Source organism: Limimaricola litoreus (genome assembly GCF_024159025.1).
Classification (GTDB): domain Bacteria; phylum Pseudomonadota; class Alphaproteobacteria; order Rhodobacterales; family Rhodobacteraceae; genus Limimaricola; species Limimaricola litoreus.
On sequence record NZ_JAMYXC010000153.1, the window covers coordinates 1 to 14681 of the forward strand.

At 68.9% G+C, this 14681-nt stretch carries 11 protein-coding genes and 1 pseudogene; 8 read left to right on the plus strand and 4 right to left on the minus strand.

Annotated features, from left to right (window positions below; translation table 11 throughout):
- The 7 genes and pseudogenes from NHG85_RS09990 to uvrA form a co-directional block, all read left to right on the plus strand.
- A pseudogene (locus NHG85_RS09990) lies at positions 1–1956 on the plus strand (DUF3971 domain-containing protein); the annotation flags it as partial.
- 14 nt (positions 1957–1970) lie between these two features.
- Complete coding sequence (queA, locus tag NHG85_RS09995) at positions 1971–3029, plus strand: tRNA preQ1(34) S-adenosylmethionine ribosyltransferase-isomerase QueA (RefSeq protein ID WP_253331992.1); 1059 nt, start codon at positions 1971–1973, stop codon at positions 3027–3029.
- Between the two features lie 101 nt (positions 3030–3130).
- Positions 3131–4408, plus strand: coding sequence for an MFS transporter (locus NHG85_RS10000; protein ID WP_253331994.1), 1278 nt, complete (start codon positions 3131–3133; stop codon positions 4406–4408).
- 133 nt (positions 4409–4541) lie between these two features.
- Positions 4542–5156 (plus strand): DUF924 family protein, encoded by a 615-nt coding sequence (locus NHG85_RS10005; protein WP_253331996.1) that lies wholly within the window; start codon positions 4542–4544, stop codon positions 5154–5156.
- A 108-nt stretch (positions 5157–5264) separates the two neighbouring features.
- Entirely contained in the window at positions 5265–6659 is a 1395-nt protein-coding gene (gene lpdA, locus NHG85_RS10010) for a dihydrolipoyl dehydrogenase (protein ID WP_253331998.1), read from the plus strand.
- Positions 6660–6825: 166 nt separating this feature from the next.
- Positions 6826–7116 carry a peptidoglycan-binding domain-containing protein gene (locus tag NHG85_RS10015; protein ID WP_253332000.1) on the plus strand — a complete coding sequence of 97 codons (291 nt, stop codon included), beginning with the start codon at positions 6826–6828 and terminating at the stop codon, positions 7114–7116.
- 175 nt (positions 7117–7291) lie between these two features.
- Positions 7292–10162 (plus strand): excinuclease ABC subunit UvrA, encoded by a 2871-nt coding sequence (gene uvrA, locus NHG85_RS10020; protein WP_253332002.1) that lies wholly within the window; start codon positions 7292–7294, stop codon positions 10160–10162.
- Between the two features lie 76 nt (positions 10163–10238).
- Here the strand turns inward: uvrA and NHG85_RS10025 are convergent, their stop codons facing one another.
- The 4 genes from NHG85_RS10025 to NHG85_RS10040 form a co-directional block, all read right to left on the minus strand.
- Entirely contained in the window at positions 10239–10943 is a 705-nt protein-coding gene (locus NHG85_RS10025) for a hypothetical protein (RefSeq protein WP_253332004.1), read from the minus strand.
- Between the two features lie 69 nt (positions 10944–11012).
- The gene (locus NHG85_RS10030; protein ID WP_253332006.1) at positions 11013–12164 is read right to left on the minus strand and encodes a carboxylate-amine ligase; all 1152 of its coding nucleotides are present in this window, start codon (positions 12162–12164) and stop codon (positions 11013–11015) included.
- Positions 12165–12304: 140 nt separating this feature from the next.
- Positions 12305–12703, minus strand: coding sequence for a cupredoxin domain-containing protein (locus NHG85_RS10035; RefSeq protein WP_253332008.1), 399 nt, complete (start codon positions 12701–12703; stop codon positions 12305–12307).
- Positions 12704–12795: 92 nt separating this feature from the next.
- The gene (locus tag NHG85_RS10040; RefSeq protein WP_253332010.1) at positions 12796–14295 is read right to left on the minus strand and encodes a CoA-acylating methylmalonate-semialdehyde dehydrogenase; all 1500 of its coding nucleotides are present in this window, start codon (positions 14293–14295) and stop codon (positions 12796–12798) included.
- A 119-nt stretch (positions 14296–14414) separates the two neighbouring features.
- Here NHG85_RS10040 and NHG85_RS10045 point away from each other — a divergent pair.
- A partial coding sequence (locus tag NHG85_RS10045; RefSeq protein ID WP_253332012.1) for a helix-turn-helix domain-containing protein occupies positions 14415–14681 on the plus strand: 267 nt, incomplete at its 3' end.

The window sequence follows — 14681 nt, forward strand, 5'->3', positions numbered from 1 at the left end:
CTCGATGCGCGCAGCGCAAGGCTGAGCCGCGACCGGCTGCTGGCGTACTGGCCCGAAGCCTTCAAGCCGCGCACCCGCGACTGGATCGCCGGTCACATCCCGCAGGCCGTGCTGCGCGACGTGACCGCCTCCCTGCGGCGCGCGCCGGGGCAGAAGCCGCAGATCGCCCTGACCCAGAGCTTCGAGGAGGCCGTGATCCGCCCGCTCGACGGCCTGCCGGCGATCACGCAGGCGGCGGGCCATGGCAGCCTCGGGGGCGGCAGCTTCTCGGTCAGCCTGACGCAGGGCGGTGCCGAGGCCCCGATGGGCGGGCGTGTCGATCTGGCGGGCAGCAGCTTCACCATTCCCGTGCTCGGCGGGCCGCGGCCCGATGCGCGCATCGCGATCGAGGCGGCGGGGCCGGTCACGGCGATGCTGTCGCTGATCGACCAGCCGCCGTTCCGCTTCCTGCACAAGGCGAGCCAGCCGGTCGACCTGATCCAGGGGCGGGGGCAGGCCAGCGCCGAGATCGGCCTGCCGCTCGGCGGGCCGGTCACGCCCGAGGAGGTCGCGTGGTCGGTCGAGGCGCGCCTCGACGAGGTTCACAGCACGGCCATCGTGCCCGGGCGCCGCGTCGCGGCGCGCCGCCTTGCCGTCACGGTAGAACCCGGCGCGCTCGAGGTGGCGGGGCCGGTGACGATCGACGGCCTGCCCGCCGATGTGCGCTTCGTGCAGCCGCTCGGGAAAGGCGCGGGCGCCGCGCGGCTCGCGGGCACGATGGAGCTGTCGCCCCGCTTCCTCGACACCTTCGGCATCGCCCTGCCCGAAGGCAGCCTGACCGGCCGCGGGCAGGGCCGCGTCGCGATGCGGTTGCCTAAGGGTGCGCCGCCGCAGGTCACGCTGACGAGCGAGCTGGCGGGGATCGGGCTTTCGATCCCGGCGCTGGGCTGGTCGGTGGCCCAAGGCACGACCGGGCGGCTCGAGGTCGAGGGCGTTCTGGGCGATCTGCCGCATGTCGACCGGATCGCGCTCGACGCGGGTGGGCTTTCGGCGCGGGGCGCGCTGACCCTGCGCCCGGGCGGCGGACTGGAGCGGGCGAGCTTCAGCCAACTGCGCCTGTCGGACTGGCTCGATGTCGCGGTCGATCTCGTCGGGCGGGGGCCGGGCGAGACGGTTGGGGTGGAGATCACGGGGGGTGCGCTCGACCTGCGGCGCGCGGGCTTCGGCAAGGGCGGCGGCGGGGAGGGCGGGCCGATCGCCCTCGCGCTCGACCGGCTGCGCGTGACCGACGCGGTGGCCCTGACCGATCTGAGGGGCGATTTCTCGACGCGGGGCGGCTTTTCGGGGCGCTTCGACGCGCGCGTCAACGGCGAGGCGCCGGTCTCGGGGCTGGTGGTGCCCGATACCGACGGCACGGCGGTGCGGATCACCGGGCCGGATGCGGGCGCGGTGCTGCGCGCGGCGGGGCTTTACGGCACCGCGACGGGCGGTGCGCTCGACCTGACGCTGCTGCCCGAGGGGCGGCCCGGCCATTACGGCGGCACGCTCGACATGGCCGGGCTCAGGGTGCGCGACGCGCCCGCCGTGGCGCAGCTCCTCGACGCGATCTCGGTGGTGGGGCTCTTGCAGCAGCTCGACGGCAAGGGGCTCGCCTTCGACCGGATCCGCGCGGGCTTCCGGCTGACGCCCGAGACGCTCAATATTGCCCGCGCGAGCGCCACCGGTCCGGGTCTTGGCATTTCGCTCGACGGGCGCTACAGCCTCGCCTCCAGACGCATGGCCTTCACAGGCGTCGTCTCGCCCTTCTACCTCGTCAATTCGCTGGGGTCCTTCCTGACCCGTCCCGGCGAGGGGCTGATCGGTTTCAACTATACCCTCGGCGGCACGCCCGAAGACCCCGAGGTCTCGGTCAACCCGCTCTCCGCGCTGACCCCGGGCATGTTCCGCGAGATCTTCCGCCGCCCGCCACCAACCTGACCTGAGGCCCGCCGATGAAGCTCTCGGATTTCGATTTCGACCTGCCCGAGGAACTGATCGCCACCCGCCCGGCGCGGCCGCGCTCCTCGGCCCGGCTGCTGCTGGCGCAGGGCGACGCGATCGCCGACCGGGTGGTGACGGATCTGGTGGAGATCCTGCGCCCCGGCGACAGGCTGGTGCTCAACGACACCAAGGTGATCCCGGCGCGGCTCACCGGCACCCGCACCCGCCCCGGCGCCGCGGGCGAGGGGACGGCCCGGATCGAGGTGACGCTGCTCGCCCCGCGCGCCGACGGCTGCTGGAGCGCTCTGGTCAAGCCGCTCAGGAAGCTGCGCGAGGGCGAAAGCATCGTCTTCTCCGACAGGCTCTCGGCCGAGCTGGTGGGCCGCGAGGCCGATCAGGCGGTGCTGCGCTTCGATCTCATGGGCGATGATTTCGACGCCGCCATCGCCGAGGTCGGCGCCATGCCGCTGCCGCCCTACATCGCCGCCAAGCGCGCGGCGGATGCGGCCGACCGCGAGGATTACCAGACCGTCTGGGCCGCCCGGCCCGGTGCGGTCGCCGCACCCACCGCCTCGCTGCATTTCGACGAGGCGCTGATGGCGGCGCTCGAGGCGCGCGGCGTCTCCTTCACCCATGTGACGCTGCATGTCGGCGCGGGCACATTCCTGCCGGTCAAGGTCGACGACATCCGCGACCACAAGATGCACGCCGAATGGGGGCAGGTGAGCGAGAAGGCCGCCGCCGAGATCGCCGCCACCCGCGCCACCGGCGGGCGGGTGATCCCGGTGGGCACCACGGCGCTGCGGCTGATCGAGAGCGCTGCGCGCGGCGGCCAGATCGCGCCCTGGACCGGCGAGACGGACATCTTCATCACCCCGGGCTTCGAGTTCCGGGTGGCGCATGGTCTGATGACCAATTTCCACCTGCCCAAGTCAACGCTGATGATGCTGGTCTCGGCGCTGATGGGGGTGGATGAAATCCGCCGCATCTACGATCACGCCATTGCGAATCGCTACCGTTTCTTCTCCTACGGGGATGCCTCGCTGCTGCTGCCGCATCGCGGGCGCTGACGCTACTTCGTTTCCGTCACATTTTTTGTCGCAATGCGATCAGACCCGCGTGGACGCGCCGGGGTAGCCGGGCCGTGGGCGCCGGCAGAAAGGGACAGGCCATGATTCAGGTTCTCGGGGGCTCCTGGGCTCTTTTGCTCGGCATGTTCATGCTGATGATCGGCAACGGCCTGCAGGGCACGCTTCTGGGCCTGCGCGGCGCGATCGAGGGGTTCTCGACGATCGAGATGTCGGTCATCATGTCGGCCTATTTCGCCGGTTTCCTCATCGCCTCGCGCTATGCGCCGCGGATGATCCGCCGGGTCGGCCACGTGCGGGTCTTCGCCGCGCTGGGCTCGACCATCTCGGCAGTGCTCATCCTCTATCCCGCGCTGACCGAGCCATGGGCCTGGACGCTGGGCCGGGTCGTCATCGGTTTCTGCTTTTGCGGCGTGTACATCACCGCCGAGAGCTGGCTCAACGACGCCGCCACCAACGAAAGCCGCGGCACGGCGCTGTCGCTTTACATGATCGTGCAGATGGCGGGCATCGTCGTGGCGCAGTTTCTCGTGACGCTGGGCGACGTGTCGGGCTTCATCCTGTTCATCATCCCCTCGGTGCTGGTGTCGATGGCCTTCGCGCCGATCCTGCTGTCGGTCAGCCCCGCGCCGGTCTTCACCACCACCAAGCCGCTGCCGATCAAGCAGCTGGTCGATGCCTCGCCGCTGGCCTGCGTCGGCATGTTCCTCCTCGGCGGGGTCTTTGCCGCGCAGTTCGGCATGTCGGCGGTCTATGGCGCGCGCGCCGGGCTCTCGGTGGCGCAGATCTCGCTGCTGGTCTCGATGACCTATGTCGGCGCGCTGGTGCTGCAGTTCCCGATCGGCTGGCTGTCGGACCGGATCGACCGGCGCTGGCTGATCCTCGGCCTGTCGGGGGTCGGCGGCGCCGCGGCGCTCATGGCCTTCCTGATCCCGGGGCAGGTGACGCTGATCCTCGTCTCGGCGACGCTGGTGGGCGGCACCTCGAACCCGCTCTACGCGCTGCTCATCGCCTATGCCAACGACTACCTCGAGCGCGAGGACATGGCCGCGGCCTCGGGCGGTCTTCTCTTCATCAACGGCCTGGGTGCCATCGCCGGCCCGATCGTGGTGGGGTGGATGCTCGACAACGTCGGCGCGCACGGATTCTGGGCCTTCATCGCGGTGCTGCTGCTGGGTCTCGCCAATTACGCCGGCTGGCGGATGCTGCGCCGTCCCGATCGCGGCGTCGAGGTGGGCGAGACGGTCAGCTATGCGCCGATCTCCGCCACCGGCACCGCCGTGGCCGCCGAGGCCGCGCAGGAGGTCTATATCGAGCACGAGATCGAGCAGATGGAAGAGGCGCAGGACGACGCGGCCTGAGCGGGGCCGGTACGGTACGGGGGCTCAAGGCCGGCGGGCCACCGCGCGGAAATCGGCCCCCTCGCGCCTTCGCGCTTGACCCGCGGGCGGGTTGGGGCAGGTTTGGTGGAGCCGACCGACAAGGAGGACCGCCATGACCGCCACCCCCGTCACCACCCAGGCCGAGGCCCCGAGCGAGGCCGAGAAGGTGCTGGCCTTCTGGCTCGAGGAGGTCGAACCGAAGCAGTGGTACATCGCCGATGCCGATCTCGACACCACCATCCGCGACCGTTTCGGCGCGCTGTGGGACAAGGCCGCGGAGGGCGCGCTGGGCCATTGGCTGACCGAGCCCAACGGCGCGCTGGCCTATATCATCGTCACCGACCAGTTCGCCCGCAACCTGTGGCGCGACGACGCCCGCGCCTTCCAGCTCGACGAGCAGGCCCGCTCCGTCGCCAAGCTCGCCATCGACAATGGCTGGGACCGCGAGATCGTGCCGCCGGGGCGGCAGTTCTTCTACCTGCCCTTGATGCATTCCGAGAACCTTGTCGATCAGGACCGCGCGGTGCGTCTGTTTTGCGAGCGGATGCCCGAGGCCGAGGACAACCTGCTGCACGCCCGGGCGCACCGGCAGGTGATCCGCGACTTCGGACGCTTCCCCTTCCGCAACGCCGCGCTGGGGCGCGAAACCTCCGAGGCCGAAGCTGAATGGATGGAGCAGGGCGGTTACGGCGCCGTGGTCCAGCGGCTGAAATCCGAAGCGAAGTGACGCGGAGGCCGCCCGTGCAACCCCGTCATGCGCCGACCCGTCTGGAAGCCCGGCGCAAAGTAGTTTAGCGTCAAACCAATTTTGCGGGACCGCCGAGGAGGAACACCGATGGCCGCCAAGAACTTCGACCTGATCGTGATCGGGGCCGGCCCCGGCGGCTATGTCGCCGCGATCCGCGCCGCCCAGCTGGGCCAGAAGGTCGTGATCGTCGAACGCGAGAACCTGGGCGGCATCTGCCTCAACTGGGGCTGCATCCCGACCAAGGCGATGCTGCGCTCGTCCGAGGTGTTCCACCTGATGCATCGCGCCAAGGAGTTCGGGCTCAAGGCCGAGAGCATCGGCTACGATCTCGACGCGGTGGTCAAGCGCTCGCGCGGGGTGGCCAAGCAGCTTTCCTCGGGCATCGGCCACCTGATGAAGAAGAACAAGATCGAGGTGGTGATGGGCGAAGCCACCATCCCCGCCAAGGGCAAGGTCTCGGTCAAGACCGAGAAGGGCAGCGAGGAGCTGACCGCCAAGAACATCGTGCTCGCCACCGGCGCGCGCGCGCGCAACCTGCCGGGGCTGGAGGCGGATGGAGATCTGGTCTGGTCCTACCGCCACGCGCTGGTGCCGCCGCGCATGCCCAAGAAGCTGCTGGTCATCGGCTCGGGCGCGATCGGCATCGAATTCGCCAGCTTCTACAACACGCTGGGCGCCGAGACGACGGTGGTCGAGGTGATGGACCGCATCCTGCCGGTGGAAGACGCCGAGATCTCGGCCTTTGCCAAGAAGCAGTTCGTGAAGCAGGGCATGAAGATCATGGAAAAGGCCGTGGTCAAGCAGCTCGACCGCGGCAAGGGCAAGGTCACCGCCCATATCGAGAGCAAGGGCAAGGTCGAGACGCAGGAGTTCGACACCGTCATCTCCGCCGTCGGCATCGTCGGCAACACAGAAGGGCTCGGGCTCGAGGAGCTGGGCGTCAAGATCGACCGCACCCATGTCATCACCGACGAATACTGCCGCACTGGCGTCGAGGGGCTTTACGCCATCGGCGACATCGCCGGTGCGCCGTGGCTGGCGCACAAGGCGAGCCACGAGGGCGTCATGGTGGCCGAGCTGATCGCGGGCGAGAAGCCGCATCCGGTGAAGCCCGAGAGCATCGCGGGCTGCACCTACTGCCAGCCGCAGGTGGCGAGCGTCGGCTATTCCGAGGCCAAGGCCAAGGAGCTGGGCTACGAGGTCAAGGTCGGCCGCTTCCCCTTCATCGGCAATGGCAAGGCGATCGCGCTGGGCGAGGCCGAGGGCATGGTCAAGACCGTGTTCGATGCGCACACCGGCGAGCTTCTGGGTGCCCACATGGTCGGCGCCGAGGTGACCGAGCTGATCCAGGGCTACATCGTCGGCCGGACGCTCGAGACCACGGAAAAGGAGCTGATGGAGACGGTCTTCCCGCATCCGACGCTCTCGGAGATGATGCACGAGAGCGTGCTCGACGCCTACGGTCGCGCCATCCACTACTAGGCCGCGCCGCAGCGCAGGATCACGAATGCCCCCGGTCCGAACGGCCGGGGGCATTTCGTGCTATGCTGCCCCATCGGGATCGTTTCCCGGGTTTGGGGGTGTCATGCGTATTTTTGCATATTGTTTCGCCGCGGGGTTGATCGTAGCGGCCGCGCCCGCGCCGGCCATGGAGGTTGACCGCGCGGAGACGGTCGAGATCCAGATCCTGCTCCAGCATCTGGGCTATGAGGTCGGCGCGATCGACGGCGTCGCCGGGCCGCTGCTGTCGGGCGCGATCCGTGCCTTCGAGACCGATCATGGCCTGCCGATCACCGGCCGCGCCGACGCGGCGCTGGGCGAGGTGCTGCACGGCATCGTGGCCGCCGGCCCCGCGCGGGCGCTGGTCGCGACCGGCGCGCTGCCAAGGCACGGCTTCTGGCAGCGCCACAGCTGGCCCGCGCGGATGGGCGGTCTCTGAAAGCACAGCCGCGTCTCTGACCGGTTCATAACGAAAGTCGCAGCCCTGCCGCAGCGGGGCGGGGCTGCGGCATTTCGCGCAGCCCTGCCATGCGTTACCTTTTCGTTCTCATTTCGAGGTTGGAGATCGGGCCGCGCGGCCCTATCTTCCGGGCTGGACACTGGTGGGGACCTGCATGCCGGAACTGAAGCAGATCGAGGTGCGCGGCGCGCGCGAGCACAACCTCAAGAACGTCGACGTGGACATCCCGCGCGATCGGCTGGTGGTGATCACCGGCCTGTCGGGCTCGGGCAAGTCCAGCCTTGCCTTCGACACGATCTATGCCGAGGGCCAGCGCCGCTATGTCGAGAGCCTGTCCGCCTATGCGCGCCAGTTCCTCGACATGATGGAAAAGCCCGACGTCGATCACATCTCGGGGCTCAGCCCCGCGATCTCGATCGAGCAGAAGACGACCTCGAAGAACCCGCGCTCCACCGTCGGCACCGTGACCGAGATCTACGACTACATGCGCCTGCTCTTCGCCCGCGTCGGCACGCCCTATTCCCCCGCCACCGGCGAGCCGATCGAGGCGCAGCAGGTGCAGGACATGGTCGACCGGATCATGGCGATGGAGGAGGGCACGCGCGGCTACCTGCTCGCGCCCATCGTGCGCGATCGCAAGGGCGAATACCGCAAGGAGTTCGTCGAGCTGCGCAAGCAGGGCTTCCAGCGGGTCAAGGTCAACGGCGCGTTCCACGAGCTGGAGGATCCGCCGACGCTCGACAAGAAGTTCCGCCATGACATCGACGTGGTGGTCGACCGCATCGTCGTGCGCGAGGGGCTGGAGACGCGGCTGGCCGACAGCCTGCGCACCGCGCTCGACCTTGCCGACGGCATCGCCATTCTCGAGACCGCGCCCGCCGAGGGCGAGCCCGAGCGGATCACCTTTTCGGAGAAGTTCGCCTGTCCCGTCTCGGGCTTTACCATCCCCGAGATCGAGCCGCGGCTGTTCTCGTTCAACGCGCCCTTCGGGGCCTGCCCCTCCTGCGACGGTCTGGGCGTCGAGCTCTTCTTCGACGAGCGGCTGGTGGTGCCCGATGTGACGCTCAAGGTTGCCGACGGCGCCATCGCGCCGTGGCGCAAGGGCAAGACGCCCTATTTCCTGCAGACCATCGAGGCCATCTCCAAGCATTACGGCGTGCCCAAGACGGCGCGCTGGAAGGATCTGCCCGAAAAGGTGCAAAAGGTCTTCCTGCGCGGCTCGGGCGAGGAGAAAATCGATTTCCGCTACGATGACGGCGGCCGCGTCTACAAGGTCAGCCGCCCCTTCGAGGGCGTGATCCCCAACCTGCAGCGCCGCTACCGCGAGACCGACAGCGCCTGGGTCCGCGAGGAGATGGAGCAGTACCAGAACAACCGCGCCTGCGGCACCTGCAACGGCTACCGCCTGCGCGAAGAGGCTCTGGCCGTGAAGATCGGCCAGCGCGACGACCTGCGCCATGTCGGCCAGGTCGTGAAGATGTCGATCAAGGAAGCCTTCGACTGGTGCGAAACCGTGCCCGCGGCGCTCAGCAAGCAGAACAACGAGATCGCCCGCGCCATCCTCAAGGAGATCCGCGAGCGTCTGGGCTTTCTCAACAACGTCGGTCTCGATTACCTGACGCTGTCGCGCAACGCGGGCACGCTGTCGGGCGGCGAAAGCCAGCGCATCCGTCTGGCGAGCCAGATCGGCTCGGGGCTCACGGGCGTGCTCTACGTGCTCGACGAGCCCTCGATCGGCCTGCACCAGCGCGACAACGACCGGCTGCTCACCACGCTCAAGAACCTGCGCGATCAGGGCAACACGGTGATCGTGGTCGAGCATGACGAGGAGGCGATCCGCGAGGCGGATTACGTCTTCGACATGGGGCCGGGCGCGGGCGTGCATGGCGGCGACATCGTGGCCAAGGGCACGCCGGACGAGATCATGGCCAACCCGGACTCGGTGACCGGCCAATACCTCGTCGGCAGCCGCGAGATCGCGGTGCCCGGGACGCGCCGCAAGGGCAACGGCAAGAAGCTCACCGTGGTCAAGGCCACCGGCAACAACCTGCAGGAACTGACGGTCGATTACCCTCTGGGCAAGTTCGTCGCCGTCACCGGCGTGTCGGGCGGCGGCAAGTCGACGCTGACCATCGAGACGCTCTACAAGAACGCCGCGATGAAGCTCAACGGCGCGCGGCAGGCGCCCGCACCTTGCGAGACGATTCGGGGCTTCGAGCATCTCGACAAGGTCATCGACATTGACCAGCGCCCCATCGGCCGCACCCCGCGCTCGAACCCGGCGACTTATACCGGGGCCTTCACCCCGATCCGCGACTGGTTCGCCGGGCTGCCGGAATCCAAGTCGCGCGGTTACAAGCCCGGGCGTTTCAGCTTCAACGTCAAGGGCGGGCGCTGCGAGGCCTGCCAGGGCGACGGCGTGATCAAGATCGAGATGCACTTCCTGCCCGACGTCTATGTCACCTGCGAGACCTGCAAGGGCGCGCGCTACAACCGCGAGACGCTTGAGGTGAAGTTCAAGGGCAAGAGCATCGCCGACGTGCTCGACATGACGGTCGAGGATGCGCAGGAGTTCTTCAAGGCGGTGCCCTCGATCCGCGAGAAGATGGACGCGCTGTGCCGCGTGGGGCTTGGCTACATCAAGGTCGGCCAGCAGGCGACGACGCTTTCGGGCGGCGAGGCGCAGCGGGTGAAGCTCTCCAAGGAGCTGGCCCGCCGCTCCACGGGGCGCACGCTCTACATCCTCGACGAGCCCACGACCGGCCTTCATTTCGAGGATGTGCGCAAGCTTCTGGAGGTGCTGCACGAGCTTGTGGAGGCGGGCAACACTGTTGTGGTGATCGAACACAATCTCGACGTGGTGAAGACCGCCGACTGGATCATCGACATTGGCCCCGAAGGCGGCGATGGCGGCGGCACGCTGGTCGCCACCGGCACGCCGGAAGAGGTGGCTGAGGTCGAGGCGAGCCACACCGGCCATTACCTCAAGCCGATGCTGAAGCCGCGCAAGATCGCCGCCGAATAGGCGTGCAGGCCTGCCGCAACGCCAAAGGGCCGCCCCTCGGGGCAGCCCTTTCCGGTTCAGGAGACATGCGACGCGGTCAGTAGCCGGTCGGGCCACCGAACAACGAGTCGTCGGTATCGAGCGAGACCTGCTGCGCACTGACCGGCTCAGACTCAGGCGCGGGCGCGGGGATCGCCGAGGCGGTGGTCGTCGGCATGGCGTCCTGCCGGGTTTCGAGCGGCTCCTCCTCGACCGTCACCACCTTCGCGGTCGACACCACGGCGGAGCTTTCGCTCGGGGTGGTCACGGGGGCCTCGCTCGTGACGCGCCGGGTGACAGGGGTGACCGAGGGGGCGATGGGAGTGGCGGTCTCGACCGCGGAGGTCTCGACCCGCACGCCCTCGCGCAGGGTGGTGACCGGCGGCGTGGTGTCGGCCAGCTCTACGGCTAGGGCCCGCGCGGGCCGCGCCTGCGGGCGCTGCGACACCTGCACGGGGGCAAGGCGCGGCGCGGGTGTGGCCTGCGTCTGCGTGGTGGTGGTGCGGCTGGAAGCGGCGACGGCCGCGCCGCCGGTTGCCGCTGCCGTCACCGTGCTGAGCGAGACGGGGACACCGGCCTTGCGCGCCGCCTTGCGGATCTTCTTCTCGGCCTTGCGCATCGCCTTGACGTCGCCCGAGGCCGCGGCCCCGAGCATCTGCACCACGGCGCCGCCGCCGCGGATCTTGAACCTGGGCTTGGCCTCGAGGGCCATGGGGGCGACGGCGATGGTCAGCGCGGTGCCGAGACCGATGAGCGTCTTCATGGGATCGTTCTCCTGAGCCGGATTTGCCTTCACAACGGGGGAGGGGCGGGGGCGTTCCCCACCCGCCGTTCACTTCGGCGAAACCCCGCTTTCCACGCCTTCGAGAAACTCCCGCGAGACGCCGCGCAGCATCTCGCGCAGCGCCTCGCGCGGCTCGGCCCCGTTCGAGATCGCCGCGTCGTAGACGCGCCGCTGCCGCGTGGCCGAGGAGCCCTGATGCGCGATCCGCCGCGTGCCGCGCAGCTCGTCGAGGCAGCCCAGCGCCTGCGCGTCCGGCTCCATCATCTCCTCCAGCTCGCCCAGAAGCTCTTCCATCGGGCGCAGTTCGTTGCGGCCCAGATCGAGAAGGGTGCCTTCGGTACCGTAGCGCTGCGCGCGCCAGCGGTTTTCCTCGATCAGGAAACGGTCGTAAACTCGCCAGCGCTTGTTCTCGGTCTTGAGCCGCCACAGCATCCGCATCACGCATTGCACGAAGGCCGCAACCGAGAGCGCCTCCTCCATCCGCGGCATCACGTCGGCGATGCGTGTCTCCAGCGTCGGCCAGGCCTCGGAGGGGCGCAGGTCCCACCAGATCTTGCTGGCGTCCTCGATGATCCCGGCCTCGACCAGCGCGCCGGTCATCTTGCGATACTCGGCCCAGCTGTCGATCCGCGGCGGCAGGCCCGAGCGCGGGCATTGATCGAAGATGTTGAGCCGCCAGGAGGACAGCCGCGTGTCCTCGCCGCGCCAGTAGGGCGAGGAGGCCGAAAGCGCGAGTACGAAGGGCAAAAAATAGGTCGCCTGCGCCATCAGGTCGGTGCGCAGCTCGTGATCTTCGCCCAGCCCCACATGCACATGCATGCCACAGGTCATCAGCCGCCGCGCGATGCCGCCGATGTCCTCGGCGATCTTGTCGTAGCGCGCGCCATGCCCGGTGCCCTGGCTTTCGGGATCGCCCCAGGGGTGGCAGGAGACGGCGACGAGCGCGAGGCCGCGGTCGTCGGCCACCTCTGCCAGCCCGCCGCGCAGATGCGCCAGATCGGCGCGCGCCTCGGCGATGTCGGCGGCGACCGAGGTGCCGATCTCGATCTGGCAGTCGCGGAACTCGGGCGAGACGTGATCCCCGAGCCGCTTCTTCGCGGCCCGGAGCATCTCGTCGGGCACGGCGGCGAGGTCCATCGTGGTCTTGTCGACGACGAGGTATTCCTCCTCGATGCCGAGGCTGAAGGCGGGGTCTGACATGGGGCGGGCCTCCGGTGTTGCTTTCCGGGGGGCAACGCCGCCTGCCGCATTCGGGGTCCGAAGCCGCCTCGGGCGAGGGTGATCATGCCGCCTCGGGCGAGGGTGATCATGCCGCCTCGGGCGAGGGTGATCATGTCGCCTCAGGCGACGGTGACGACACCGCGCATCTTCGGATGGATGCTGCACAGATAGGGGTAGGTGCCGCGGGCCGAAAAGGCCATCCGCGCCGATTGGCCCGCGCCGAGGCGCCCGCTGTCGAACAGCCCGCTCTCGGAGGTGGCGGTGTGCGGCGCGGCGTCGCGGTTGGTGAAGAGGACCGTGTCGCCGGGTGCGACGGTCAGCCGCGCGGGGATAAAGGCAAAGCCGCGGATCTCGACCGCGTGGACCGCGCCCATCGCCGGGCGGGCAGGGGGCGCTATGGGCGAGACGGGCCGCATCGGCGGAGGGGCAAGGCCGCCCGCGCGGGCGGCGAAGGCCAGAAGCGGCAGGGCGGCGGTGGCGGCGAGGCCGCGCAGGATCAGCTCACGACGGGTCGGCATGGCGGGACCTATGGGGCGCGCGGAATGCGCGATGGGGACAGCGTCTCTCGGACGCCGCCCCCTGTCGAGCCACATCGCCGTGAGGCGGGGCGTCAGTCCATCGGCTTGAAGTTGAACTCGCCGCCGTCCTTGATCCCGCTCGGCCAGCGCGCGGTGACCGTCTTGGTCTTGGTGTAGAACTTGAAGCTGTCGGTGCCGTGCTGGTTCAGGTCGCCGAAGGCCGACTTCTTCCAGCCGCCGAAGCTGTGATAGGCCAGCGGCACCGGGATCGGCACGTTGATGCCCACCATGCCGACGTTCACCCGGTTGGCGAAATCGCGCGCGGCGTCGCCGTCGCGGGTGAAGATCGCGGTGCCGTTGCCCATCTCGTGGTCCATGGCGAGCTTGAGCGCCTCCTCGTAGGAGCCCGCGCGCACGGTCGACAGGACGGGGCCGAAGATCTCCTTGCGGTAGATGTCCATGTCAGGCGTCACGCGGTCGAACAGATGCGCACCGACGAAGAAGCCGTTCTCATAGCCCTGCAGGTTGAAGTCGCGCCCGTCGACCACCAGCTCGGCCCCCGCATCGACGCCCGACTGCACGAGGTTGAGGATGTTCTCCTTGGCAGCAGCGGTGACCACGGGCCCGAAATCGACGTCGTCGCCCGAGGTATAGGGCCCGACCTTCAGGCTCTCGACCCGCGGCTTCAAGGCGGCGATCAGCCGGTCGGCCGTCTCCTCGCCCACCGGCACCGCGACCGAGATCGCCATGCAGCGCTCACCGGCCGCACCGTAGCCCGCGCCCACCAGCGCGTCGGCGGCCTTCTCCATGTCGGCATCCGGCATGATGATCATGTGGTTCTTGGCACCGCCGAAGCACTGCACGCGTTTGCCGTGGGCGCAGCCCTTGCCGTAGATGTACTCGGCGATCGGGGTGGAGCCGACGAAGCCCACCGAGGCAATGCCCTCGTGCTCGAGGATCGCGTCCACCGCTTCCTTGTCGCCGTTGACGACCTGCAGGATGCCCGCAGGGAGTCCGGCCTCTTCCATCAGCTCGGCGAGCATCAGGGGCACCGAGGGGGCGCGCTCGGAAGGCTTGAGGATGAAGGCGTTGCCGCAGGCGATGGCCGGCGCGAACATCCACATCGGGATCATGGCCGGAAAGTTGAACGGCGTGATGCCGGCCGAGACGCCCAGGGGCTGGCGCATCGAATACATGTCGATGCCCGGGCCCGCGCCGTCGGTGTATTCGCCCTTGAGCAGATGCGGCGCGCCGATGCAGAACTCGACCACCTCGAGCCCGCGCTGAACGTCGCCCTTGGCGTCGGGGATGGTCTTGCCGTGCTCGCGGCTCAGCGCCTCGGCAAGCTTGTCCATGTCGCGGTTCAGCAGGCGCACGTATTCCATCATCACCCGGGCGCGGCGCTGCGGGTTGGTCGCGGCCCATTTCGGCTGCGCGGCCTGTGCCACCTCGACGGCATGGTCGATCTCGGCGCGCGAGGCGAGCGGGGCCTGGCCCTGCACTTCGCCGGTGGCGGGGTTGAACACGTCCGCGAAACGGCCCGAGCCGCCCTTGACGTGGTCGCCGCCGATGTAATGGGTCATTTCCTGCATGTCCGGTCCTCCCGAAAGATCCTGCTAGGGCCACAGGATAGTCTTGCGGATATGCAGGCAAAACCCGCATGTTTCCAAAACGGCTTTGCATTTTTGCAAGGCGGGGACGGAGAACGAGCATGGAGAACTGGGACGATATCCGCGTCTTTCTTGCGGTGGCGCGGGCCGAGAGCCTGTCGGGCGCGGCACCCGGGCTGAAGATGGACCCGGCGACGCTGGGCCGCCGCGTGGCGCGGCTCGAGGAGCGGCTCGGCACGGCGCTCTTCGTCAAAAGCCCGCAGGGCTACGCGCTCACCCCGCGCGGCGAGCTGTTGATGGATCGGGGCGCTATCCTTATGGTATTCCCTCCGGGGATCGGCAAGAAATTCGTCGCCCTCGGGCGTACG